At 70.2% G+C, this 24458-nt stretch carries 22 protein-coding genes and 5 tRNA genes; 15 read left to right on the top strand and 12 right to left on the bottom strand.

The features are described from left to right. Nucleotides 1-17: 17 nt before the first annotated feature. Nucleotides 18-1115, top strand: coding sequence for a phosphoribosylformylglycinamidine cyclo-ligase (gene purM, locus ACIBK6_RS03915; RefSeq protein ID WP_399048539.1), 1098 nt, complete (start codon nt 18-20; stop codon nt 1113-1115). A 107-nt stretch (nt 1116-1222) separates the two neighbouring features. Here purM and ACIBK6_RS03910 read toward each other — a convergent pair whose 3' ends face one another. Both ACIBK6_RS03910 and ACIBK6_RS03905 read right to left on the bottom strand, forming a co-directional pair. Continuing rightward, nucleotides 1223-1483, bottom strand: a complete 261-nt coding sequence (locus ACIBK6_RS03910) for a DUF3073 domain-containing protein (RefSeq protein ID WP_399048537.1) — start codon at nt 1481-1483, stop codon at nt 1223-1225. 280 nt (nt 1484-1763) lie between these two features. Next, on the bottom strand, nt 1764-2852 hold the full coding sequence (locus ACIBK6_RS03905) for a Leu/Phe/Val dehydrogenase (RefSeq protein ID WP_399048535.1): 1089 nt from the start codon (nt 2850-2852) through the stop codon (nt 1764-1766). Between the two features lie 165 nt (nt 2853-3017). Here ACIBK6_RS03905 and ACIBK6_RS03900 point away from each other — a divergent pair, with 165 nt between their 5' ends. Next, the gene (locus ACIBK6_RS03900) at nt 3018-3860 is read left to right on the top strand and encodes a hypothetical protein (RefSeq protein ID WP_399048534.1); all 843 of its coding nucleotides are present in this window, start codon (nt 3018-3020) and stop codon (nt 3858-3860) included. A gap of 486 nt (nt 3861-4346) precedes the next feature. After that, complete coding sequence (gene bldC, locus ACIBK6_RS03895) at nt 4347-4553, top strand: developmental transcriptional regulator BldC (RefSeq protein ID WP_003949541.1); 207 nt, start codon at nt 4347-4349, stop codon at nt 4551-4553. A gap of 398 nt (nt 4554-4951) precedes the next feature. Here bldC and ACIBK6_RS03890 read toward each other — a convergent pair whose 3' ends face one another. From ACIBK6_RS03890 to hrpA, 3 genes are all read right to left on the bottom strand, one after another. Next, complete coding sequence (locus tag ACIBK6_RS03890) at nt 4952-5125, bottom strand: DUF6274 family protein (RefSeq protein ID WP_399048532.1); 174 nt, start codon at nt 5123-5125, stop codon at nt 4952-4954. A 253-nt stretch (nt 5126-5378) separates the two neighbouring features. Next, nucleotides 5379-5453: transfer RNA gene (locus tag ACIBK6_RS03885), tRNA-Asp, on the bottom strand. 90 nt (nt 5454-5543) lie between these two features. After that, nucleotides 5544-9488 (bottom strand): ATP-dependent RNA helicase HrpA, encoded by a 3945-nt coding sequence (hrpA, locus tag ACIBK6_RS03880; protein WP_399048530.1) that lies wholly within the window; start codon nt 9486-9488, stop codon nt 5544-5546. An 84-nt stretch (nt 9489-9572) separates the two neighbouring features. Here hrpA and ACIBK6_RS03875 point away from each other — a divergent pair, with 84 nt between their 5' ends. From ACIBK6_RS03875 to ACIBK6_RS03865, 3 genes are all read left to right on the top strand, one after another. Beyond that, nucleotides 9573-9950 (top strand): hypothetical protein, encoded by a 378-nt coding sequence (locus ACIBK6_RS03875; protein WP_399048528.1) that lies wholly within the window; start codon nt 9573-9575, stop codon nt 9948-9950. 90 nt (nt 9951-10040) lie between these two features. Further along, nucleotides 10041-10838 (top strand): DsbA family protein, encoded by a 798-nt coding sequence (locus ACIBK6_RS03870; RefSeq protein ID WP_399048527.1) that lies wholly within the window; start codon nt 10041-10043, stop codon nt 10836-10838. Beyond that, a complete protein-coding gene (locus tag ACIBK6_RS03865) occupies nt 10835-11674 on the top strand; it encodes a cytochrome c biogenesis CcdA family protein (RefSeq protein ID WP_399048525.1) in 840 nt (279 codons plus the stop codon). Before ACIBK6_RS03870 ends, ACIBK6_RS03865 begins: the two co-directional genes overlap by 4 nt. 78 nt (nt 11675-11752) lie before the next feature. On the opposite strand, the gene ACIBK6_RS03860 is transcribed toward ACIBK6_RS03865, so the two are convergent. The 3 genes from ACIBK6_RS03860 to ACIBK6_RS03850 form a co-directional block, all read right to left on the bottom strand. Next, nucleotides 11753-11829 (bottom strand) — tRNA-Phe (locus ACIBK6_RS03860). 24 nt (nt 11830-11853) lie between these two features. After that, nucleotides 11854-11928: transfer RNA gene (locus tag ACIBK6_RS03855), tRNA-Asp, on the bottom strand. Nucleotides 11929-11966: 38 nt separating this feature from the next. Continuing rightward, nucleotides 11967-12039, bottom strand: a tRNA-Glu gene (locus ACIBK6_RS03850). A 285-nt stretch (nt 12040-12324) separates the two neighbouring features. Between ACIBK6_RS03850 and ACIBK6_RS03845 the strand changes: the two genes are divergently transcribed. The 7 genes from ACIBK6_RS03845 (at nt 12325) to ACIBK6_RS03815 (ending at nt 20253) form a co-directional block, all read left to right on the top strand. Then, the gene (locus tag ACIBK6_RS03845) at nt 12325-12675 is read left to right on the top strand and encodes a metallopeptidase family protein (protein ID WP_399048523.1); all 351 of its coding nucleotides are present in this window, start codon (nt 12325-12327) and stop codon (nt 12673-12675) included. Between the two features lie 209 nt (nt 12676-12884). Beyond that, nucleotides 12885-13418 carry a hypothetical protein gene (locus ACIBK6_RS03840; protein WP_399048521.1) on the top strand — a complete coding sequence of 178 codons (534 nt, stop codon included), beginning with the start codon at nt 12885-12887 and terminating at the stop codon, nt 13416-13418. Between the two features lie 197 nt (nt 13419-13615). Beyond that, entirely contained in the window at nt 13616-15868 is a 2253-nt protein-coding gene (locus ACIBK6_RS03835; protein WP_399048519.1) for a DEAD/DEAH box helicase, read from the top strand. A 157-nt stretch (nt 15869-16025) separates the two neighbouring features. Continuing rightward, nucleotides 16026-17549, top strand: a complete 1524-nt coding sequence (locus tag ACIBK6_RS03830) for an amino acid permease (RefSeq protein WP_399048518.1) — start codon at nt 16026-16028, stop codon at nt 17547-17549. A 209-nt stretch (nt 17550-17758) separates the two neighbouring features. Beyond that, nucleotides 17759-17834: transfer RNA gene (locus tag ACIBK6_RS03825), tRNA-Lys, on the top strand. A 212-nt stretch (nt 17835-18046) separates the two neighbouring features. Next, nucleotides 18047-19252: an NAD(P)/FAD-dependent oxidoreductase gene (locus ACIBK6_RS03820; protein WP_399048516.1), complete on the top strand. Its 1206-nt coding sequence runs from the start codon at nt 18047-18049 to the stop codon at nt 19250-19252. 80 nt (nt 19253-19332) lie between these two features. Continuing rightward, on the top strand, nt 19333-20253 hold the full coding sequence (locus ACIBK6_RS03815) for an RNA polymerase sigma-70 factor (protein WP_399048514.1): 921 nt from the start codon (nt 19333-19335) through the stop codon (nt 20251-20253). Between the two features lie 74 nt (nt 20254-20327). Here ACIBK6_RS03815 and ACIBK6_RS03810 read toward each other — a convergent pair whose 3' ends face one another. Then, a complete protein-coding gene (locus ACIBK6_RS03810; RefSeq protein WP_399048512.1) occupies nt 20328-20945 on the bottom strand; it encodes a LysE family translocator in 618 nt (205 codons plus the stop codon). A gap of 113 nt (nt 20946-21058) precedes the next feature. Between ACIBK6_RS03810 and ACIBK6_RS03805 the strand changes: the two genes are divergently transcribed. Together ACIBK6_RS03805 and ACIBK6_RS03800 are read left to right on the top strand one after the other, a co-directional pair. Then, nucleotides 21059-21511, top strand: a complete 453-nt coding sequence (locus ACIBK6_RS03805; protein ID WP_399048510.1) for an Lrp/AsnC family transcriptional regulator — start codon at nt 21059-21061, stop codon at nt 21509-21511. A gap of 159 nt (nt 21512-21670) precedes the next feature. Next, nucleotides 21671-22420, top strand: coding sequence for a maleylpyruvate isomerase family mycothiol-dependent enzyme (locus ACIBK6_RS03800; protein WP_399048508.1), 750 nt, complete (start codon nt 21671-21673; stop codon nt 22418-22420). A 45-nt stretch (nt 22421-22465) separates the two neighbouring features. Here the strand turns inward: ACIBK6_RS03800 and ACIBK6_RS03795 are convergent, their stop codons facing one another. The 3 genes from ACIBK6_RS03795 to ACIBK6_RS03785 form a co-directional block, all read right to left on the bottom strand. After that, the gene (locus ACIBK6_RS03795) at nt 22466-22858 is read right to left on the bottom strand and encodes an arsenate reductase ArsC (protein ID WP_399048506.1); all 393 of its coding nucleotides are present in this window, start codon (nt 22856-22858) and stop codon (nt 22466-22468) included. A gap of 94 nt (nt 22859-22952) precedes the next feature. Continuing rightward, nucleotides 22953-24056 (bottom strand): ACR3 family arsenite efflux transporter, encoded by a 1104-nt coding sequence (gene arsB, locus ACIBK6_RS03790; protein WP_399048504.1) that lies wholly within the window; start codon nt 24054-24056, stop codon nt 22953-22955. Continuing rightward, nucleotides 24053-24433 carry an ArsR/SmtB family transcription factor gene (locus ACIBK6_RS03785; protein WP_399048502.1) on the bottom strand — a complete coding sequence of 127 codons (381 nt, stop codon included), beginning with the start codon at nt 24431-24433 and terminating at the stop codon, nt 24053-24055. The genes arsB and ACIBK6_RS03785 overlap by 4 nt, the downstream gene beginning before the upstream one ends. Nucleotides 24434-24458: the final 25 nt, after the last annotated feature.

The following is a 24458-nucleotide window of genomic DNA, read 5'->3' as shown; positions in this document are numbered from 1 at the left end:
GAAAGTTCTCCAGAGCCATGTCATCTGCTGAATCTGATCAGCGTGCTCCGCACTCGGGCACTGGTGCCAGCTACGCCGCGGCGGGCGTCGACATCGAGGCGGGCGACCGCGCCGTCGAGCTGATGAAGGAGTGGGTGAAGAAGACGAAGCGCCCCGAGGTCCTCGGCGGCCTCGGCGGGTTCGCCGGACTCTTCGACGCCTCGGCCCTCAAGCGCTACGAGCGCCCGCTGCTCGCCTCCGCCACCGACGGCGTCGGCACGAAGGTCGACCTCGCCCGCCGGATGGGCGTGTACGACACCATCGGCCACGACCTCGTCGGCATGGTCGTGGACGACCTGGTCGTGTGCGGCGCCGAGCCGCTGTTCATGACCGACTACATCTGCGTCGGCAAGGTCCACCCCGAGCGGGTCGCGGCCATCGTGAAGGGCATCGCCGAAGGCTGTGTCCTGGCGGGCTGCGCGCTGGTCGGCGGCGAGACCGCCGAGCACCCGGGCCTGCTCGGCCCCGACGACTTCGACGTCGCCGGCGCCGGTACGGGCGTGGTCGAGTACGACCGGCTGCTCGGCGCGGACCGCATCCGCGAGGGTGACGCGGTCATCGCCATGGCGTCCTCCGGTCTTCACTCGAACGGGTACTCACTCGTACGTCATGTGGTGTTCGACCGGGCCGGGATGACCCTGGACCAGCACGTCGAGGAGTTCGGCCGCACGCTCGGCGAGGAGCTCCTGGAGCCCACCAAGATCTACTCGCTGGACTGCCTGGCCCTGACCCGCACCACCGAGGTGCACGGTTTCAGCCACATCACCGGCGGCGGCCTTGCCAACAACCTGGCCCGGGTCATCCCGGACCACCTGCACGCCACCGTCGACCGCTCGACGTGGACGCCGGGCGCGGTCTTCGACCTCGTCGGCACGGCGGGCAGGGTCGAGCGGCTCGAACTGGAGAAGACGCTCAACATGGGCGTCGGCATGATGGCGATCGTCCCCGAGAGCTCGGTCGACGTCGCGCTCCAGACCCTCGCGGACCGGGGCGTGGACGCCTGGGTCGCGGGTGAAATCCTGGAGCGGGGCGACCACCGCGACGGCGCCGAGCTGACCGGTGACTACAGCAAGTAAGCCGCTACAGGCAGCACGAAACCCGGTCTGGGGCGAAGGCCCCGGACCGGGTCGGTGTGCTCAGAGCAGCGGAAACGAAGGCTGCTGCGGAAGCGGGATCAGCGAAGTCAAGCGCCGCGGCGCTGCGACGACGGACTGGACTCTTCGTCCTCGTCTTCGTCGTCATTCCCGTACAGGTCCGCATAGCGGGCGTACGGGTCGTCCTCCTCGTCCTCCAGTGGCTCCGCGTTCGGCGGTTGGCTCACTGTCGGGTTCGGAGTAGATGCGCCCAGCTCGTTGGCCAGACGCGACAGGTCAGTCCCGCCGCTGCTGTACTTCAGCTGGCGGGCGACCTTCGTCTGCTTGGCCTTTGCCCGGCCGCGCCCCATGGCTCGACCCCCTCGGTGACGGGGCTCGACGGCCCCAGAGTCTTGACACGCGTTCATGATCCGGAACGGACTCTCCATGGAGAGACCGTGTCCGTAGGGCTTCAACGGTACCTGCTTCCGCGGCCATACGGTACGCCGCCCGCATGACGCGCCACTTGGCAGAACCAACAAAGAGCCCTGTCCTCGCTGGTCAACCGCGATTTTAACCTCTTATTGGCGCCCGACCCGCCGACCGGCGTGAGTCATGTCTCTCAGCCCGGTCGGCGGGCCCTTACGAGGCTCAGTGTTGACGTGCCTCCGCCATCCGCTGTTCGGCGATCCGGTCGGCCGCGGCGGCCGGCGGAATGCCGTCTTCCTTCGCACGCGCGAATATGGCGAGCGTGGTGTCGAAGATCTTCGCCGCCTTCGCCTTGCAGCGCTCGAAGTCGAAGCCGTGGAGCTCGTCGGCGACCTGGATCACGCCACCGGCGTTCACCACGTAGTCGGGCGCGTACAGGATCGAGCGGTCCGCGAGGTCCTTCTCGACGCCCGGGTGCGCGAGTTGGTTGTTGGCCGCGCCGCACACCACCTTCGCGGTGAGCACCGGCACGCTGTCGTCGCTCAGGGCGCCGCCGAGCGCGCACGGGGCGTAGATGTCGAGCCCCCCGGTACGAATCAGGGCGTCCGTGGAGGCGGCGGTGGCGACCTCGGGGTGCAGGTCGGTGATGGTGCGTACCGACTCCTCGCGGACGTCCGTGATCACGACCTCGGCGCCGTCCGCGAGCAGGTGCTCCACCAGGTGGCGGCCGACCTTGCCGACGCCCGCCACGCCCACCTTGCGGCCGCGCAGCGTCGGGTCGCCCCACAGGTGCTGGGCGGAGGCCCGCATGCCCTGGAAGACGCCGAACGCGGTGAGCACCGACGAGTCGCCCGCGCCGCCGTGCTCGGGGGAGCGGCCGGTGGTCCACTGGCAGGTGCGCGCCACGACGTCCATGTCGGCGACGTAGGTGCCGACGTCGCAGGCCGTCACGTAACGCCCGCCGAGGGAGGCCACGAACCGGCCGTAGGCCAGCAGGAGTTCCTCGCTCTTGATGGTGTCGGGGTCACCGATGATGACGGCCTTGCCGCCACCGTGGTCGAGCCCGGCCATGGCGTTCTTGTACGACATGCCCCGCGAGAGGTTGAGGGCGTCGGCGACGGCCTGCGCCTCGGTCGCGTACGGGTAGAAGCGCGTCCCGCCCAGGGCCGGGCCCAGGGCGGTGGAGTGGATCGCGATGACTGCCTTGAGCCCACTGGCTCGGTCCTGGCACAGCACGACCTGTTCGTGGCCGCCCTGGTCGGAGCGGAACAGGGTGTGCAGTACGTCATCGGCGCCGGTCACATCGGTCACGGTGGTGACTCCCAAGTACGAAGCGGCGGTTGGCGGCCCGCCGGTGGGTGGTGGCGGGCCTGGTTGTGGAGCAGATTAAGTCCTACGCGGCCGTAGATCAGGCGCAGTGCTGAGGATCACCCCCGCGGGCGCGCACGGGCGCGCACCCGTGGGACGATGCGGCACATGGCGCTGGTGTCCTCGCTGATCGTTCCGTACGCGTCCTACCTGCGGGTGTACGAGCCGCTGGCCGCCTTTCCCGAACCGGAACGCGACCACTGGCTGCGCTACGCCGAGCGCGGGCGCACCCCAACCGCCCAGGACGAACTCCGGCGCGCGCTGGCCGACTTGGTGCCCACGCCGCCGGTCCCGGTGCCGGTGCACGAGAGCGCGGACGCCTTCGTGGCGGAGGTCGACGGGGTGGTGTGCGTCTGCCCGTGGCGGACCCGGCTGCGCGGCTGGCAGGCGCTGGAGGGTCTGGAGGGCCAGTTCCCGGCGCCGGTGCTCGACGCGCTGCTGCCCGAGGTGGTGCGCCGGCAGGCCGCGGCCGACTACGAGCGCTGGCGGGAGAGGAACCCGGACGCCCGGCCCTGGATCTTGACCAGTGTTTGGCACATTCCTGTGAGCTGGTTCACAGTCTTTTCGGATGAAGAGCGGGAGTATGTCCGAGGTAAGGGCGCGGCGGCGCCCGTGCTGCGTTACCGCACCCCGATGGTCCAGGCCCGCCGGCGCCTGGCCAGGTCGCTCAAGGCGGTGCGGGACCACATCGACGAGGGGCCGCTGACCGAGGGCCTGGTGGATGTCGGGCGGTGGCTGGAGGAATTCCATCCGCGCTCGATGGTCGAGCTGGACTACGGCGGTCTGGTGCACGCTCTTCCTCCGGCGAGTCTGGAGGCGGACCGCTCGGCGGCCGATGTCGCCGAAGGGGTCGCCGCACTGCGGGCCGGTGACGAGGCGGGCGCGGAGGAGGCGTACAGCCGCTTCACGGAGCGCTGGCGGGTCGTCAAGGAGCGCCGGATGGCCAACTGAGGCCGTGGGTCCCTTTCTGAGGGGCCTTCGCGTGTTTGCCTCGGGACGTAGGTCCTGATACGGGCCTTTGCCTCAAGCGTGACGGAACGCACTTATCTCACCCTTGCGCCCAGACCCCACCCTCGTGCCAAAATAGGACAAGGGGTCCGGGGAGGATCCCTTCCGCCCAACTAAGGGCGGATTGCTCGGTATTGCTCGCTATGGGGGGTCTGACGACTCCTGATCGCTCTGTGACTGATCGTCACTGTGGCGTGACTGTCCGCTATGGCATGGTCCATCGGCTTCCGTCGCTGATGAACACCTGGGAGGGCAATTCCATCGGTTTGGCCGACGTGGCTGGACGGATGGTGTAGTTGTAGTGCCGAGGACAAGCCGTTCGTCCTATAACCGACTCGGCTCGCGTCCGCCATTTCGGGCAACGCGGGTCAAGGTGCAGAATTTAGAGGAAAGAACCGAGAAGGTTCGGTTCTCCCGAGGAGGCCGCTCATGACCGCTCGCACCCCTGATGCCGAGCCGCTGCTGACCCCGGCTGAGGTCGCCACGATGTTCCGCGTGGACCCGAAGACGGTGACCCGCTGGGCCAAGGCTGGCAAGCTCACGTCCATCCGCACGCTGGGTGGGCATCGCCGGTACCGCGAGGCAGAGGTCCGCGCACTGCTGGCGGGTATTCCGCAGCAGCGCAGCGAGGCCTGAACAACACCCCAATAATCCGGGCGTACCGGGGCCCCCACCCCGGCCAGGCCCGCCTATAGCTCCACATGACGCATGCCCGCCCCAACGGGCCGCGTCGTTGATCGCGCTGGACTCCGCCGGGTCCAGCGCGATCTTTTTATGTCCGGGCTTGTCCGGCACGTCCGGCAGCTCCCCGGGCCGGCTGGCGGCCATTCGGCGGTCACTGCGGAGGGGGGAATTCCGCCGGCTCGCACCGGCCACCGTTCGAGGTGGTGCAATTGCACATATTAAATGGGAGCGTTGTATGAGGTGTGTAAGTTCACCCGTTCCGGAAACTCATTCCGTGACTCCCGTCACACCGTCAAGGCTCCTCTTGTTAGAGCCTGCCACTGCCGGGGCGGTCGCCGGCCCGCCAATGGTCACCGCTTGGAGGGTCTTTCGTCCTCGGGGTGCGCGGCCTCGGCGGGGTCCATGGCGAGCCGCAGCAGCCGGTGGCAGACCGGGCAGTGGCGGGTGAGGTGGCGGTAGCCCGAAGCGGCCGCCAGGTGGGCGCGCAGCAGCGCCCGCGTCTCGTGCCTCGACGACCCGGTCATGCGCCACCTCCTGGGGAGGGCCCGGCCTCCCCTCCTTGCAGGGGTACCGGCGGCAGGTGCCCCCGTCAAGACGGAAGCTCCCGGGAAAGCGCTGAAGCCCCGCTTCCGTTACCGGAAGCGGGGCTTCAATTGCTGCGGTCCTGACGGGATTTGCTGTGTCGTTTCGCGGCTCCGCCGCGGGGGCGCGGCCTGGCGGGCTGCGCCGAGAACACCGAAGCCCGCATCCAGCGCGGATGCGGGCTTCGGCCTACTGCGGTCCTGACGGGATTTGAACCCGCGGCCTCCACCTTGACAGGGTGGCGAGCACTCCAAACTGCTCCACAGGACCTTGTTTCGCAGCCCGTTGGCGCTTGGCTGCGAAACAGACTGTACAGCAGGTCAGCGGGTCAGGTCGAACTCACTCACAGCGATGCCCGCGCTACGGCGCCGCCGCGTCGATCGCCTTCGCGATGCGCTTGTCGGAGACCGGGTACGCGGTGCCCAGCGCGTGCGCGAAGTAGCTCACCCGCAGCTCCTCGATCATCCAGCGGATGTCCAGGACCTGCTGCGGCACCGGCCGGCCCTGCGGCAACTGCTCAAGCAGCCACGCGTACTCGTCCTGCATCTCGTGGACCTTCTCCATGCGCGTGGTGTCGCGCTGGACGGCCGTCGGCATCTGCTGGAGCCGGCGGTCCACCGCGACCAGGTAGCGCATCAGGTCGGGCAGGCGGCGCAGCCCCGTCTTCGTGACGAAGCCGGACGGCACGAGGACCGCCAGCTGGTCGCGTACGTCCGTGACGTTGCCGACCAGGGTCAGGCTGCTGGTGGCCTTCAGGCGGCGCTCACAGGCCTGCCAGGCGGCCAGGATCTGCTGGACCTGGCCGACGGTCCGCACCGTCGCGTCCACAAGGTCCGCGCGGACCTTGTCGTACAGCTTGCGGAACGATTCCTCGTCCCAGGCCGGGCCCCCGTGGTCCGCGATCAGCTTGTCCGCCGCCGCCGTCGCGCAGTCGTCGAAGAGCGCCTGGATCGAGCCGTGCGGATTGCGGGACAGGGCGAGCTTCTGCTGGTTGGTGAGCTTGTCCGAGGCGAACTTCGCGGGGTTCACCGGGATGTTCAGGAGGATCAGCTTCCGGGTGCCGCGCCACATCGCCTGCTGCTGCTCGGCCTCGGTGTCGAAGAGCCGTACGGAGACGGTCTCGCCCGCGTCGACGAGCGCGGGGAAGGCCTTCACCGGCTGGCCGGCCCTCCGGGTCTCGAAGACCTTCGTCAGGGTGCCGATCGTCCACTCCGTGAGGCCCGAGCGCTCGATGGACTCGCCCGAGGGACCCGCGGTCGCCGCGGCGGCCTGGGAGAGGGCCTGACGGGCCTTCGGGCGCAGCTGCAGCTTGAGCGCCTCCAGGTCCTTGTCCTCGGCGAGCTTGCGGCGCCGCTCGTCGACGATCCGGAAGGTGATCTTCAGGTGGTCCGGGACGCGGCTCAGGTCGAAGTCGTCGGCGGTGACCGGGACGCCCACCATGCGCTGGAGTTCCCGGGCGAGGGTGACCGGGAGCGGCTCCTGCTGCGACATTTGGCGGCCAGAGGCCGACGGCACCGCCCGCTCCAGGAACTTCGAGGCGTAGTTCGGCGCCGGCACGTAATGGCGGCGGATCGGCTTGGGGAGGGAACGGATCAGCTCCGTGACGACCTCCTCGCGCAGACCGGGGATCTGCCAGTCGAAGCCCTCGTCGGTGACCTGGTTCAGGACCTGGAGCGGTACGTGCACGGTCACGCCGTCCGCGTCCGCGCCCGGCTCGAACTGGTAGGTCACCCGGAACTTCAGCGGGCCCTGGCGCCAGGAGTCCGGATAGTCGTCCTTGGTGACCGCCCCGGCCTTCTCGTTGATGAGCATCTCGCGCTCGAAATCGAGGAGTTCGGGCTCGTCGCGCTTCTTGTGCTTCCACCAGGAGTCGAAGTGCGCGCCGGACACGACGTGTTCGGGCACCCGCTGGTCGTAGAAGTCGTACAGCGTCTCGTCGTCCACCAGGATGTCGCGGCGGCGGGCGCGGTGCTCCAGCTCCTCGACCTCGGTGAGGAGTTTGCGGTTGTCGGCGAAGAACTTGTGGTGCGTGCGCCAGTCGCCCTCCACGAGGGCGTTGCGGATGAACAGCTCGCGGGACGCCTCGGCGTCGATGCGGCCGTAGTTCACCTTGCGGTTCGCCACGATCGGCACGCCGTACAGCGTCACGCGCTCGTACGCCATCACCGCGGCCTGGTCCTTCTCCCAGTGCGGCTCGCTGTAGGTGCGCTTGACCAGGTGCTGGGCGAGCGGCTCGATCCACTCCGGCTCGATCTTCGCGTTGACCCGCGCCCACAGCCGTGAGGTCTCCACCAGCTCCGCCGACATGACGAGCTTGGGCTGCTTCTTGAAGAGCGCCGAGCCCGGGAAGATCGCGAACTTGGCGCTGCGGGCGCCCAGGTACTCGTTCTTGTCGGTGTCCTTGAGCCCGATGTGCGAGAGCAGACCGGCGAGCAGGGAGATGCGGACGGACTGCTCGGGGGCATCCTCCTCGTTGAGGTGGATGCCCATGGTCTTGGCGACCGTACGCAGCTGCGAGTAGATGTCCTGCCACTCGCGGATGCGCAGGAAGTTCAGGTACTCCTGCTTGCACATCCGGCGGAAGCTGGAGGAGCCGCGCTCCTTCTGCTGCTCGCGGACGTACCGCCACAGGTTGAGGAAGGCCAGGAAGTCGCTGGTCTCGTCCTTGAAGCGGGCGTGCTGCTGGTCGGCCTGCGCCTGCTTCTCGCTCGGCCGCTCGCGCGGATCCTGGATGGAGAGCGCGGCGGCGATCACCATGACCTCGCGTACGCAGCCGTTGCGGTCGGCCTCCAGGACCATCCGGGCCAGGCGCGGGTCGACGGGGAGCTGGCTCAGCTTCCGCCCCTGCTGCGTAAGGCGCTTCTTCGGATCCTTCTCCGTCGGGTCCAACGCGCCCAGTTCCTGGAGGAGTTGGACGCCGTCGCGGATGTTGCGGTGGTCCGGCGGATCGATGAAGGGGAACTTCTCGATGTCGCCGAGGCCGGCCGCGGTCATCTGGAGGATGACGGAGGCCAGGTTCGTCCGGAGGATCTCCGCGTCGGTGAACTCCGGCCGGGTGACGAAGTCGTCCTCGCTGTACAGGCGGATGCAGATGCCGTCGGACGTACGGCCGCAGCGGCCCTTGCGCTGGTTGGCGCTGGCCTGGCTGACCGGCTCGATCGGCAGCCGCTGCACCTTGGTGCGGTGGCTGTAGCGCGAGATGCGGGCGGTGCCGGGGTCGATGACGTACTTGATGCCCGGGACGGTGAGGGAGGTCTCGGCGACGTTCGTGGCGAGCACGATCCGGCGGCCGGCGTGCTGCTGGAAGACGCGGTGCTGCTCGGCGTGGGAGAGCCGCGCATAGAGCGGGAGCACCTCCGTCGACCTGAGGTTCTTCTTGATCAGCGCGTCCGCGGTGTCGCGGATCTCGCGCTCGCCGGAGAGGAAGACCAGGATGTCGCCGGGGCCCTCGGACTGGAGCTCGTCCACCGCGTCGCAGATCGCGGTGATCTGGTCGCGGTCGCTGTCGTCGCTGTCCTCTTCGAGGAGGGGGCGGTAGCGCACCTCGACGGGATACGTACGCCCGCTGACCTCCACGATGGGCGCGTCGCCGAAGTGGCGCGAGAAGCGCTCCGGGTCGATGGTCGCCGAGGTGATGACGACCTTGAGGTCGGGGCGCTTGGGCAGCAGCTGAGCCAGATAGCCGAGCAGGAAGTCGATGTTGAGGGACCGCTCGTGGGCCTCGTCGATGATGATCGTGTCGTAGGCGCGCAGCTCGCGGTCCGTCTGGATCTCGGCGAGCAGGATGCCGTCCGTCATCAGCTTCACGAAGGTCGCGTCCTGGTTCACCTGGTCGGTGAAGCGGACCTTCCAGCCGACCGCCTCGCCGAGCGGGGTCTTCAGCTCCTCGGCGATCCGGTCCGCGACCGTGCGGGCCGCGATCCGGCGGGGCTGGGTGTGCCCGATCATCCCGCGCACCCCGCGGCCCAGCTCCATGCAGATCTTGGGGATCTGGGTGGTCTTGCCGGAGCCGGTCTCGCCCGCGACGATCACGACCTGGTGGTCGCGTATCGCCTGAAGGATGTCCTCCTTCTTCTGGCTGACCGGGAGCTGCTCGGGGTACGTGACCTCGGGCATGCGGGCGGACCGCCGGGCGATGCGCTCGGCGGACCGCTGGGCCTCGGCGGCGATCTCGTCGAGCACGGCCTGCCGGGCCTCGGGCTTGCGGATGCGGCGGGCGCCTTCGAGACGGCGGCCGAGCCGGTGGGCGTCGCGCAGCGAGGACCCGTCGAGCAGCGTCTGGAGATCGGCGAAGGAAGTAGACATACCTGATTCAGGATCTCACCCGCCGCGGACGAGTGGCGAACGCATTTCGGTGTCACGTGGTGAACACCCCGTACCATTTCGGGCATGCCCCGCTCCCGTGCCCCGCGCCGCCGCCTCACCGCGGTGCTGGTGATGGTGCTCGGGGTGCTCGCGGTGGCGCTGTGCGGGCCGGCCCCGACGGCTTCGGCGGCGCCCGGTGGCGTACCGGCGCAGAAGGCGTCGGCTCCCGCGTTCACGGACGGTCCGGCCACGCCCGGCTGCAAGAAGCGCGGCCAGAACGAGGGTTCCGAGCCCGCCGCGCCGGTCCGCGCCCGCACCGCCCACGACCAGGCGCCGGTCCTGGAGGACCGCATCGCACCGGCCGCCCTGTGCGGGCTCTACGCGGCGCACCGCAACCCGCCGGCGCGCGGGCCGACGCTCGCCGCACCCTCCCCCGTCGAACTCTCGGTGCTCCGGGTCTAGACGGCCGGTCCGCCCCACCCGGCGACCGCCCGTCCCTTTCCCGTACGCGTCTTTCTCGTACGCGCCATTCGTACGCACCGGAGTTCCCGCATGCCCAAGAACACGAAGTCCACGAAGAACACGAAGACCGCCAAGGCCGCGCAGTCGACGAAGGCCCGCAAGCCCGGCACGGCGTCGCCCGCCAAGTCCCGGAAGCCGTTTCTGATCGGGGCGGCCGTGGTGGCCGCGGCCGCCGTCCTCGGAATCGCCTCCTACCAGGCGACCTCCCCGGACCCCAAGCCCGCGGTCAACGACTCCGCCGCCGCCGACGCGCCCGCCGACACCCACCCCGAGCTGACGAAACTGGCCCGCCGCGACGCCAAGGACCCGCTGGCCCAGGGCCGCGCGGACGCGCCCGTCGTGATGATCGAGTACGCCGACTTCAAGTGCTCGTACTGCGGGAAGTTCGCCCGCGACACCGAGCCGCAGCTGGTGAAGAAGTACGTCGACAACGGCACCCTGCGCATCGAGTGGCGCAACTTCCCGATCTTCGGCGCCGAGTCGGAGGCCGCCGCGCGCGGGGCCTGGGCGGCCGGGCAGCAGGGGAGGTTCTGGCAGTTCCACGCGGCGGCGTACGCGGAGGGCTCGAAGGAGAAGGGGTTCGGCGCGGACCGCCTCAAGGAGCTCGCCAAGGAGGCCGGCGTGCCGGACGCGGCCCGCTTCGCGGCCGACCTCGACGGTGACGCGGCCAAGGCGGCGGTGAAGAAGGACCAGGACGAGGCGTACGGCCTGGGCGCGAGCTCGACCCCCTCCTTCCTGATCAACGGCACCCCGCTCGCGGGCGCCCAGCCGATGGACTCGTTCGCCCAGGCCATCGACGCCGCGGCGAAGGCGGCGGCGAAGAAGTGACCCCGGACATCGGCTACTTGGCCGCTTTCCTCGGCGGTCTCCTCGCGCTCCTCAGCCCGTGCAGCGCGCTGCTCCTGCCCGCGTTCTTCGCGTACTCCATCTCCAGCCGCACCAAGCTGCTCGCCCGCACCGGCATCTTCTACGCGGGACTGGCGACCACCCTCGTCCCGCTGGGTGCGGCGGGCTCGTACGCGGGGCGGCTCTTCTACGGCCACCGGGACCAGCTGGTCCTGATCGGCGGCTGGCTGATCATCGCGCTGGGTCTCGCCCAGATCGTGGGCATGGGCTTCGCGAGCCGCCGCATGACGGAGCTCTCGGGGAAGATCCGCCCCACGACCGCCCTCTCCGTGTACGCGCTGGGCGCGGTCTACGGTCTCGCGGGCTTCTGCGCGGGGCCGATCCTGGGCAGCGTCCTCACCGTCGCGGCGGTGAGCGGCAGCCCGGTCTACGGCGGCCTGCTGCTCGCGGTGTACGCGCTGGGCATGGCGGTCCCGCTGTTCCTCCTGGCCCTGCTCTGGGAGCGCTTCGAACTGGGCGGCCGCAGGTGGCTGCGCGGCAGGGCCGTGAAGCTGGGCCGCTTCGAACTCCACACCACGTCACTGCTGTCGGGCCTGTTCTTCATCGCCCTGGGCGCGCTGTTCCTCGCGTACGACGGCGCGACGGCCCTGCCCGGCCTGCTCGACGTCGACGACTCGTACGCGGTGGAGGAGTGGACCAAGAGCATCGGCGACGCGGTCCCGGACTGGGCCCTGCTGGTGGGCCTGGTGGCGCTGGCCGCACTGGTTCTGGGCGTACGGGGCTGGCGGGGCCGGACCCGCGCGCCGGAGGAAACCTGAGCCGAGGGGGCCCGCCCAGGGGGCGGGTCCCGCCCGGGTACGGCGAAAGCCCCGACCGGATCGGTCGGGGCTTTCGGGTGGTGGCTGGGGCCGGGGTCGAACCGGCGACCTATCGCTTTTCAGGCGATCGCTCGTACCAACTGAGCTACCCAGCCACGGTGTTTCACGTGAAACACCAGCGGTCCTGACGGGATTTGAACCCGCGGCCTCCACCTTGACAGGGTGGCGAGCACTCCAAACTGCTCCACAGGACCAAGCTGTTGTGTGAAACAGTGTCTCACACGATGTTGCGTGCCCCCAACGGGATTCGAACCCGTGCTACCGCCTTGAAAGGGCGGCGTCCTGGGCCACTAGACGATGAGGGCTAACTGACCAGTACTGCCTTGCTTCTTAAAGTTTCCCGGGTGCGAGCCCCGAGGACGTGAGAAGCATGTGACTCCGCTTTCCCCCGGAGGGTTCGGCTTTTCCTTCGACCGTGTGGTCTCGGGACGGTCAAGCCCTGACCGTTGCCCTTGGGCAGGTCAAGACTTTACACGGCGCTGGGCGGACGGCCAAACCGAATAGATCACGGGCCGCTCAAGGCTGGTTCCCCTTCAGCCGGGTGCCCTGAGGACGCGCCCGTGTGCCGGTGTGTGACCGACAATGGGCGGGTGCTGGAGATGACGCGCGAGGAGTTCGAGGAACTGGTCGGCGAGGCGCTGGACCGGATCCCGCCGGAGCTGACGCGGCTGATGGACAACGTCGCGGTGTTCGTCGAGGACGAGCCCGCCGCGGACCACCCCGAGCTGCTCGGCCTCTACGAGGGGACCCCGCTCACCGACCGCGGCGAGTGGTACGCCGGTGTGCTCCCCGACCGGATCACCATCTACCGGGGCCCGACGCTGCGGATGTGCGAGACGCGCGAGGAAGTGGTCGCCGAGACGGAAGTGACGGTGGTTCATGAAATCGCCCACCACTTCGGCATCGATGACGAACGGCTGCACGCGCTCGGGTACGGGTGAGACCGGGTACGGGTATGGGTGAGCTCGGCGGCGGGTGAGGTCCGGCTGGGTGAGGCCGGCCAGTCCGGCCAAGGCCCCGGCCGGGGTTTTTGACGTGGCTCGGACGAATGTCGGGGGCAAGCCGGGTGCGGCCCGGGCGTGTCCCTGGTGGGGGCGCGGGAGTTGGGAAGTACGACCCCGCTGCTCCCCGTGTCCCGGAGGTGCCCCCCGTGCGCCAGTTGACCACCCCTGTCCGCCTGGCCGAGCTGGCCGTGACCGTCCTGGTGCTCACGGCGTCGGCGGGCTGCATGAGCGTGAGCGACAACGGGGGCAGGCCGAAGCCCTCGGCGCCGGCCGGGCAGCACGGCGAGGGGGCCAGGTCCGGCGGCGGCAAGGGGGCGCCCGAGGCGTACCGGGGGCGTACCGGCAAGCACGACCCGAAGGAGCCCGAAGGGGCGTCCGGAACGCCCAGCCCCAGCGGGTCCGCAGCGGCGCCGGGTGCGGCCACGCCGCCGGTGGGTGCCCCGCCGAAGCCGGTCGGCCCCGGCCCGGCCAGGCCCTCGCGGGGTCCCTCGCAGCCGCCGCCCTCGCCCAGCCGCCCGGCGCCGACCCCGCCGCCCCCCTCGCCGACCCCGCCGGCGCCGACCCCGGACCCCTCGCCGTCCACGACCCCGGGAGCCGACACCCACAACAGCGCGCTGCGCCGCAGCGGGGCCGCGGTGGAGAAGGAGCCGACCGCATCGCCGCAGGTGGGACCGGTTTAGGGGGACTCGGTTTGCCTTAGGGGGGTGAGGGTGCGTATGGTAGTAGATCGTTTGATCCCATTGCCCGGCGCCGACACAGAAGAGCGCCGTGTGGCGCGTACTCTCCCTAGCCGTGGCTGACCGCATCGAGGCGGTCGAATTGCGAATCACGGAGTTGACGGGCGCGTGCCGAGACTCCGGAAGGTTTCGCATTTCGCATGTCCATTTCCAGCACTGATCACTCCGTCCTGCCCGAGAACGAGAACATCGCCCTTGAGAACGACGTCGTGGAGGCCGTAGCGGCCTCCGACGTCATCGAGGTTGTCGAGATCGTCGAGACCGAGGCGGACGAGAACACCGAGCCCACCGTCACCTTCGCGGACCTCGGTCTGCCCGAGGGCGTCGTGCGCAAGCTCGCCCAGAACGGGGTGACCACCCCCTTCCCGATCCAGGCCGCGACCATCCCGGACGCCCTGGCCGGCAAGGACATCCTCGGCCGCGGCCGCACCGGCTCCGGCAAGACCCTCTCCTTCGGTCTGCCGACCCTGGCCGCGCTGGCCGGCGGGCACACCGAGAAGAAGAAGCCCCGCGCGATCATCCTCACGCCGACGCGTGAGCTCGCGATGCAGGTCGCGGACGCCCTCCAGCCGTACGGCGACGTACTCGGCCTGAAGATGAAGGTCGTCTGCGGCGGTACCTCGATGAGCAACCAGATCTACGCCCTGGAGCGCGGCGTCGACGTCCTCGTCGCCACCCCGGGCCGACTGCGCGACCTCATCAACCGCGGTGCCTGCTCGCTCGGCAACGTCCAGGTCGCCGTCCTCGACGAGGCCGACCAGATGTCCGACCTGGGCTTCCTGCCCGAGGTCACCGAGCTGCTCGACCAGATCCCCGGCGGCGGCCAGCGCATGCTCTTCTCCGCCACCATGGAGAACGAGATCAGCACGCTGGTCAAGCGCTACCTGACCAACCCGGTCACGCACGAGGTCGACAGCGCGCAGGGCAACGTCTCGACCATGACCCACCACGTCCTGGTCGTGAAGCCGAAGGACAAGGCGCCGGTCACGGCCGCCATCGCCGCCCGCAAGGGCCGCACGATCATCTTCGTCCGCACCCAGCTGGGCGCGGACCGCATCGCCGAGCAGCTGTGCGAGTCGGGCGTCAAGGCCGACGCGCTGCACGGCGGCATGACCCAGGGCGCGCGTACCCGAGTCCTGGAGGACTTCAAGAAGGGCTACGTCAACGCGCTCGTCGCCACCGACGTCGCCGCGCGCGGCATCCACGTCGACGGCATCGACCTGGTCCTGAACGTGGACCCGGCCGGGGACCACAAGGACTACCTGCACCGTTCGGGCCGTACCGCCCGGGCCGGCCGGTCCGGCGTCGTCGTGTCGCTGTCCCTGCCGCACCAGCGCCGCCAGATCTTCCGGCTGATGGAGGACGCGGGCGTCGACGCCTCGCGCCACATCATCCAGAGCGCCGGCGCCTTCGACCCCGAGGTCGCCGAGATCACCGGCGCCCGTTCGCTGACCGAGGTCCAGGCCGACTCGGCGAACAACTCCGCCAAGCAGGCCGAGCGCGAGGTCGCCGAGCTCACCCAGCAGCTGGAGCGCCTGACCCGCCGGGCCGGCGAGCTCCGCGAGGAGGCCGACCGCCTGGTGGCGCGTGCCGCCCGCGAGCGCGGTGAAGACGCCGAGGGCGTGGCGGCCGCGGTCGCCGAGGTCGCCGCCGAGGCCGAGGCCGAGGTCGCGGCTGCTGCCGCTGCCGCCGCCGTTCCGGCTCAGCCGGAGGCCCGCGAGTCCCGCGACGACCGCGGTGGCTTCCAGCGCCGCGACGACCGGGGCAACTTCGACCGCCGCGACAACCGCGGTGGCGACCGTGGTGACCGTGGCGGCGACCGTGGTGGCTTCAACCGCGACCGTCGTGACGACCGCGGTGGCTTCCAGCGCCGTGACGACCGTCCTTCCGGTGGCTTCCGTCGTGACGACCGCCCCTCGGGTGGTTTCCAGCGCCGTGACGACCGTCCGTCGGGTGGTTTCCAGCGCCGTGACGAGCGTCCCTCCGGTGGCTTCCGCCGTGACGACCGTCCCTCCGGTGGCTTCCGCCGCGACGACCGCCCCTCGGGTGGTTTCAACCGTGACGACCGCGGTGGCGACCGTGGCGGCTTCCGCCGCGACGACCGCCCCTCGGGTGGTTTCAACCGCGACGACCGTGGCGGCGACCGCGGCGGGTTCAACCGCGACCGTCGTGACGAGCGTCCCTCGGGCGGCTTCAACCGCGGTGGCAGCGACCGCCCGTTCAACCGCGACCGTCGTGACGACCGCCCCGCGGGTGGTGGCTTCCGCACCGGCGGCCACGACCGCCCGTACGGCCGCCGTGACGACCACCGCGGTTCCGGTTCCAACACCGGTACGAACACCGGCTCCTTCGGCCGCCGCGACGACAAGCCCCGCTGGAAGCGCAACGGCTGACGCACTGGCTGAAGCCGTCGCCTGATGGCTCAGAGCCTCAACAGGGCCCGTACGACACCTGGTTGGTGTCGTACGGGCCCTGTTCGTATGGTGATCCACCGGATTTCGGCCACTCAACGGCGCATGCGGTCCCCCCGGCGAGGGAATCGCTGGGGGCATGACAAACGACGCCAGCTCCACCTCCCCAGGGAAGCAAGGAACCGCCGGCGTACCGACCGACGAGGAACGCCTGGCGCAGCTGGGCTACAAGCAGGTCCTCGCCCGCCGCATGTCGGCCTTCTCCAACTACGCCGTCTCGTTCACGATCATCTCGGTGCTCTCCGGCTGCCTGACGATGTACGCGTACGGCATGAAGACCGGCGGTCCGGCCCTCATCACCTGGGGCTGGGTCGCGGTGGGTCTGATGACGCTGGTCGTCGGGCTCGCGATGGCCGAGATCTGCTCGGCCTACCCCACCTCGGCGGGCCTGTACTTCTGGGCCCACCGGCTGGCGCCGCCGCGCAGCGCCGCGGCCTGGGCGTGGTTCACGGGCTGGTTCAACGTGCTCGGCCAGATCGCGGTGACCGCGGGCGTCGACTTCGGCGCGGCGTCGTTCCTCGGGGCGTACCTGAACCTCCAGTTCGGCTTCGTGGTCACCCCGGCCCGCACGATCCTCCTCTTCGCGGCGATCCTGCTCCTGCACGGCCTCCTGAACACCTTCGGAGTGCGCATCGTCGCGTTCCTCAACGGCGTGAGCGTGTGGTGGCACGTGCTCGGCGTGGCGGCCATCGTCGCGGCGCTGGCGTTCGTCCCCGATACCCACCGCTCGACGTCGTTCGTCTTCACTCACTTCGTGAACGAAACCGGCTTCACGAACAGCGTGTACGTCGTGCTGATCGGCCTGCTGATGGCGCAGTACACCTTCACCGGGTACGACGCCTCCGCGCACATGACGGAGGAGACCCACGACGCCTCGACGGCGGGCCCGCGGGGCATCGTCCGCTCCATCTGGACGTCCTGGATAGCGGGGTTCGTGCTGCTGCTCGGCTTCACGTACGCGATCGGCGCGTACGACACCCAGCTGAACTCCGACACCGGCGCGCCGCCCGCCCAGATCCTCCTGGACTCGCTGGGCGAGACGGGCGGCAAGCTGCTCCTGCTGGTCGTGATCGGTGCGCAGCTCTTCTGCGGAATGGCCTCGGTGACCGCCAACTCCCGCATGATCTACGCCTTTTCACGCGACGGCGCGCTTCCGTTCTCGCGGCTCTGGCACACGGTGAGCCCCCGCACCCGCACCCCCGTGGCGGCGGTCTGGCTGGCGGCGGGGGCGGCCCTCGTCCTCGGCCTGCCGTACCTCATCAACGTGACGGCGTACGCGGCCGTGACCTCGATCGCGGTGATCGGCCTCTACATCGCGTACGTGATCCCCACCCTGCTGCGCCTGTTCCGCGGCGACTCCTTCACCCGGGGCCCCTGGCACCTGGGCCGCTGGTCCCGCCCGGTCGGCATCCTGGCGGTGGCCTGGGTGGCGCTCATCACAGTCCTCTTCATGCTCCCCCAGCTCTCCCCGATGACCTGGGAGAACTTCAACTACGCCCCGGTCGCGGTGCTGGCCGTCCTGGGCTTCGCAACGGCCTGGTGGCTGGTATCCGCACGGCACTGGTTCCTCCGGCCGACGGGCGAGGCTGAGCCTCGCGGGTAGCGGGCGCGGCGGCGGGGGTTGCTGATGCGGATGCCCTCGCGGCGGTGCGGCTTGGTGATGGCGGCGCCCTCGCGAGGGCACGGTGGCTGATACTGAATCTCCTCGCGAGGGCGCGGCGGATGACGAGGATGCCCTCGCGACGGGCCCGACAACCGATACCCGATCGGCTGCCGGGCGCTGTCGGGCTATGCTCGTGGGTGACTCGCCAAGGGCCATTAGCTCAATTGGCAGAGCAGCGGACTTTTAATCCGTTGGTTGTCGGTTCGAGTCCGACATGGCCTACCAGCAGTGGGGGAGGGGTTCGCCCCCTCCGACCTGCGAAAGGAACGCCCCAGCCGGGGATCATCGGCTGGGGCGTTGCGGCGTTCTGGGGTCGCTCGGGGTCTGTGACCGCCCTTCAACTCGGCTGTGCCGCAGGTCACATCGGCTCCATGTCACGGATGGGCGGGCAGCTCCCATCTGGTGGTCGTCAGCAGCGAGCGACGGAAGGCAGAGCGATGAGCACGCAGCACGAAGCCGGCCCGGCGACCACCCACCGTGTCCTGATCCTGGGGGCGGGATACGCGGGCCTGTCCGCGGCGATCCAGTTGGCGGCCCGGGTCAAGCGGGGCGAGGGCGTGGAAGTGACCCTGGTCAACCCGCAGGAGCGGTTCACCGAGCGGCTGCGGCTGCACATGGCCGCGACCGGGCAGCAGCTCGCCGAGCTGAGCATCCCGGAGCTGCTGGCGGGTACGGGTGCACGGTTCGTACGGGGCTGGGTGACCGCGGTGGACGCGGACGCGCGGACGGTGCGGATCGATGACGACCGGGTGCTCTCCTACGACACGCTGGTGTACGGGGTGGGCAGCGTGGCCGACACGGCGGCGGTGCCGGGTGCCGAGGACCATGCGTACACCCTCAACACTCCCCAGGACGCCGAGGTGCTGGCCGGCCGGCTCGCCCGGTTGGGCAGCGGCACGGTGGTGGTCGGCGGCAGCGGACTGACCGGCATCGAGTCGGCCGCGGAGATCGCCGAGCAGTACCCGCGGTTGGACGTGGTGCTGCTGGGCCGGGGCGAACCCGGCGCGGCCATGAACCGGAAGGCCAAGGCGTACCTGCACGCCGCGCTCGACCGGCTTGGCGTGCGGGTACGCAGCGGGGTCGAGGTGATGAAGGTGCTGCCCGGTGCGGTCGAGCTGGCGGGCGGGGAGAGCGTCGCCGCCGATGTGGTGGTGTGGACCAGCGGTACGCGGGTGTCGCCGCTGGCGGCCGCCGCCGGACTGGCCGTCGACGAGCGCGGCCGCATCGTCACCGACGCGGCGCTGCGGTCGCTGTCGCACCCGGAGGTGTTCGCGGTGGGCGACGCGGCCGCGATCCGCCAGGGCTACGGCGTCCTGCACGGCACCTGCCAGGGCGGCATGCCGACCGGCGTGCACGCGGCGCTGTCGATCCTGCGCGTACTGAAGGGCAAGCAGCCCAAGCCGTTCCGGTTCGGCTACTACCACACGCCGGTGAGCCTGGGCCGGGCGGATGCTGTCGTGCAGTTCACCCGCCCCGACGACAGTGCCCGGCGGATCTGCCTGACCGGCCGCACGGCGGCCCGGTATAAGGAGGCGGTGACCGCTTCCCCCTGGCCGACCTTCGGCCGCATGAAGAAGATGCCCGCCTCGGGCGCGTTCTGGCCGCACGGCGGCCGCTTCACCCGGATACGGGTGGCGCGGTGACCCGGCCGGTCCCGGAACACCCGGATACCGGTGGCGCGGTGACTCGGCCAGTCCCCGACCACTCGGATACGGGTCGCGCGGTGACCCAGTCGTTCCCGGACGTCGACCAGCAAGTGTTCCACCAGCACCGCAACCTGCTGTTCTCGGTGGGCTACCGCATCCTCGGCAGCGCGGCCGATGCCGAGGACGCGGTCCAGGACGCCTGGATCAAATGGTCGGCCGCCGACCGCTCCCAAGTGGCCGAACCCAAGGCGTACTTGACGCGGATCGTGTCGAACCTCGCGCTGGAACGACTGCGCTCCACCCGGAACAAGCGGGAGACCTATGTGGGCCCCTGGCTTCCGGAGCCCATCCTCACCTGCGGCGACACCGCCGAGACCGTCGTGGACGCGGAGTCCGTGTCGATGGCGGTACTGGTGGTGCTTGAGACGCTGAGCCCGCTGGAGCGCGCGGTGTTCGTACTCAGAGAGGTCTTCGGCTTCAGCCACGCCGAGATCGCGGAAGCGGTGGAGCGTTCCGAGTCCGCGGTGCGGCAGGCCGCCCACCGCGCCCGCGAGCACGTGCGGGCCCGGCGGCCGCGCTTCACCACGGACCGCTCGCAGCAGCGCGAGGCCACCGAGCGGTTCTTCGCCGCCGCGACTGGCGGTGACGTCAACGCCCTGATGGAACTGCTGTCCCCGGACGTCACCCTGTGGACCGACGGCGGCGGCAAGGTCCGCCAGGCCCTGCGGCCGGTCGTGGGCGCGGCCACGGTGGCCGCATGGTTCGCCGCCATCGGTACCGTCACCTACCAGGGCATCGAGCCTGCTGACATGAACGCCGAACTCGTCGAGATCAACGGCGGGCCGGGCATGGTCTTCACCGGACCGGAACGCGTGATCGCCACGGTCACCTTCGACTTCGACTCCGACGGCCGCATCACCGCCATCCACAACGTGGCCAACCCCGACAAGCTGCACGCCGTCACCAAGGGCACCGCCCACGACGTCGGCACGCGGTAAGACCTGCCTCAGGCTGCCGGCGCCCCGGTCCACAGCCAGGCCAGGGCGCACGCAGGCCACCAGGAGCTGCGTGGTCAGCGCGTCAGGCGTTCCACGAGGAGGAACGCGCCAATGGCGATCATCATGGCGCCGGAGGCACGAGTGACCGCGCGAGCGGCGGTCGGCCGGGTCTTCAGTACGGTGCGGGCAAGGACGCCGACAGCGAGGTAGACCACGGCGCACACTGCCATGTGGAGGGTGCCGAACAGACCGGTCTGGGCGGCGACGGGCCAACTCGCCGCGGGGTCGATGAACTGCGGGAACAGCGAGAAGTACAGCAGCAGCGCCTTGGGGTTCAGGCCGCTGGTCCCGACTCCCTTCAGCACGATCTGCCGGCGCGAGGAGGCCGCGGACTCCGTGGCGGCGCTCAGTGCGGCCGGCCGTGCCAGGACGCTCCCGCCGAGCCACACCAGATAGGCGGCGCCGAGAACGGTCAGTGCGGTGAGCAGGGTCGCGGAGCTCGCGACGATCACCACCAGGCCGGCCACGGCGAGCAGGGTGTACCCGGCGTATCCGGCTATCAGCCCGGCGACCGCGGGAACGACCGACCGGTCCCGCAGCCCCGCCGCGATCGCAAAGGCCCAGTCCGCGCCGGGGGTGAACACCAGCAGAAGATCCACTGCCAGGAAAGCCGCCAGCGTGGTCGTGTTCATGGATCGGTCCTTCTCGCGTTGTGCTGTTACGAGAGGAAAGGCTAGGTTCGTTGTGCCCGAAAGTGTTTCTGTATTTACCCCATGATCGCGAAATTTGGGGGAGAATCTTCTCCATGGATGCCCTGGACCGGAAGATTCTTACCGAGCTGCAGCTGGACGGCCGTCTGACGGTGACCGAGCTGGCGGCCCGCGTGAAGCTGAGCGTCTCGCCGTGCCACCGTCGCGTGCGCGACCTCGAACGCGAGGGCGCGATCCGCGGCTACCGCGCCGTCGTGGACGCGGCCACGGTCGGCCTGAACTTCGAAGCCCTGGTCTTCGCCACCCTGCGCTGGGAGGACCGCGACACCGTCACCGAATTCGAGAAGGCCGTGTCCGCCGTCCCGCACGTGATCCAGGCCCAACGCCTGTTCGGCGAACCCGACTACCTCCTGCGCGTGGCCACCACCGACCTGGCCGCCTTCCAGCAGCTCTACGACCAGCGGCTGGCCACCCTGCCAGGTGTCCAGCGCCTGACGTCCACCCTCGTCATGAAGCACGTCGTCGAGGACCGCCCACTGCCCGAGTAGCCACCCCGGCGAGCCATGTTCCGCGCCGTCGGCATGAGCAACTGCCGGGCCTCGTAAGCCACTTCGTGCGCCGCCACGTACGCGACCCCGCACGGCTGCTGCGTACGGCCGCCTCCCGATCGGCGGCCTGTTCGCCGGGCGGCCGTAAAGTACCGGCACGTGACCGACACCACCGACCTCGGCCGGGCGGACCTCGCCGGGCTCCTCGATGCCGTCCGCGGTTCCGTCACGCGGCTCGGCGACACCCTCGACGGGCTGACCGACCGTCAGGCCCGCGAGCCGTCCGCGCTGGCCGGATGGAGCCGCGGGCACGTCCTCACCCACCTCGCCCGCAGCGCCGACGTCTACTGGTGGCTGCTGACCCTGGCCCGCACCGGCGCCGAGCCCGGGCCCCGCGCCGACGGCCCCGCGCTGGAGCGCGCGCTGCGCGAGGGGGCCGGACGCGACGCCGTCGGACTTGTCGGTGACGTGTCCGGCAGCCTGGACCGGTTGCTCGGGGTGGCCGCGGCGATGCCGACTGGGCGATGGAGCACGCTGGTCAGCGCCCTCGCGGGCTGGCGGCACCCCGCTTGGTTCACCCTCCACCGGGCGTGGCGCGAACTCGAAACCCACCACGTCGACCTGAGCCTCGGCTACAGCACCGCCGACTGGCCCGCCGACTACGTCGCCTGGGCCCTCGACAGCACCGTCGCGGCGCTGGCGGTACGCGGCTTCCCGGTCGCCCGCATCGAGGCGACCGACCTCGGCCGCTGCTGGCCCCTTGCCCGGACCGGCCCCACCGCCACGGGCCCGGGGCGGGACCTTCTCGCCTGGCTCTCCGGCCGCGGCACGGCCGCCCGCCTCCCGGCGGATCACCCGCTGCCGACCCCGCCGACCTGGCCGCTTCCGCCGTCCCCGGGCTGGTCCTGACACCTGCCCGCGCGCTACGGGTGCGGGAGCCGTGCACTCCTACGGTCAGGGCGACTCGGGCAGGATCTCCTTGATCAGCCCGTCGATACGCTTCTTGATCTCGTCCCGGATGGGGCGGACCGCCTCGACGCCTTGACCCGCCGGATCCTCAAGCTGCCAGTCGAGGTAGGTCTTGCCCGGGAAGACGGGACAGGTGTCGCCGCAGCCCATGGTGATCACCACGTCGGACGCCCGCACCGCCTCGACCGTGAGCACCTTGGGGGTCTCGGCGGAGATGTCGATGCCGACTTCCGCCATCGCGGCGGCGACAGCCGGGTTGACCTGATCGGCGGGGGCCGACCCGGCGGAGCGGACCTCGACGCGGCCGTCCGTGAGATGGGTGAGGAAGGCAGCCGCCATCTGCGAGCGGCCGGCGTTGTGGACGCAGACGAACAGCACGGACGGCTTGGCATCAGACGTGTCGGATGCGTCCGGCGCGCTGGGCGCTTCAGGTGATGCGGGTGATGCGGGCGATGTAGGCAGTGCAGGCGATTCAGACATGGGCGGGACCTTCGGTGGTGGCGGCCAATGGAGGGGCCGGAGCAGGGGAGTTGGGGAAGTAGCGCCGGGCGGCGAGGGCGACGTACACCAGGCCGATGAGGACGGGCACCTCGATGAGGGGGCCGACCACTCCGGCCAGGGCCTGCCCGCTGGTGGCGCCGAAGGTGGCGATGGCGACCGCGATGGCGAGTTCGAAGTTGTTGCCCGCGGCGGTGAACGCGAGGGTGGCGGCGCGCGGGTAGCCGAGTCCGACCGCGCGGCCCAGGGCCAGCGAGCCCGCCCACATGACCGCGAAGTACACCAGGAGCGGCAGCGCGATCCGTACGACGTCCAGGGGCTGGGAGGTGATCGCGTCCCCTTGCAGGGCGAAGAGCACCACGATGGTGAACAGCAGCCCGTACAGGGCGAACGGGCCGATGCGTGGGATGAGTCGGGTCTCGTACCAGGTGCGGCCCCTGGCCTTCTCGCCGAGCCGGCGGGTGAGGAATCCGGCCAGCAGGGGGATGCCGAGGAAGATGAGGACGCTGCGGGCGATCTCCCATACGGATACGTCCAGGGCGGTCTGCTCCAGGCCGAGCCAACCGGGCAGGACGGAGAGGTAGAACCAGCCGAGCAGGCTGAACGCCAGTACCTGGAATACGGAGTTGAGGGCGACCAGGACGGCGGCTGCCTCGCGGTCGCCGCAGGCCAGGTCGTTCCAGATGATGACCATGGCGATGCAGCGGGCGAGGCCGACGATGATCAGGCCGGTGCGGTAGTCGGGCAGGTCCGGCAGGAAGATCCAGGCGAGCGCGAACATGAGGGCGGGGCCGACGACCCAGTTCAGGACCAGGGAGGGGATCAGCAGGCGCCGGTCGGCCGTTACGGTGTCGAGGCGGTCGTAGCGGACCTTGGCCAGGACCGGATACATCATCACCAGCAGTCCGAGCGCGATCGGCAGCGAGACCCCGGTGACGGTGACCTTGGCGAGCGCGTCCCCGAGCCCCGGAACCAGGCGTCCGAGCCCCAGCCCGGCCGCCATCGCGGCGAGAATCCACACCGCCAGGAAGCGGTCGAGGAACGACAGGCGCCCCGCCACCGGGGCGTTCTTGCTCATGGGGCGGTCCCGGCGGGCGCGGTGGGGCGGGTCAGGATGCCGGCGAGCTTGTCGGTCGTCTCGGGCAGCAGCCAGTAGTAGACCCAGGTTCCGCGCCGTTCGCAGTCGATGAGCCCGGCCTGCCGGAGCAGCTTGAGGTGGTGGGAGATCGTCGGCTGGGACAGGTTGAAGGCCGGGGTGAGGTCGCAGACGCAGATCTCCCCGCCGTCGCGCGAGGCGATCATCGACAGCAGCCGCAGCCGCACGGGGTCGCCGAGCGCCTTGAAGACCTTCGCGAGCTCTACCGCCTGCCCCTCGTCCAGTGGGGCGGTCAGCAGGGTCGGGCAGCATTCGTCGGCGTCGTCCTGGCCGAGCACCACAAGCTCTTGTTTCGACATGCTTCTATGTTGACGTTTTTCGATC

Origin of the sequence: Streptomyces sp. NPDC050485 (assembly GCF_044458185.1) — a bacterium.
In the GTDB taxonomy this organism is placed as follows: domain Bacteria; phylum Actinomycetota; class Actinomycetes; order Streptomycetales; family Streptomycetaceae; genus Streptomyces.
The sequence above is the reverse complement of the archived record's forward strand: the minus strand, read 5'-3'. Positions and strand labels throughout refer to the sequence as shown.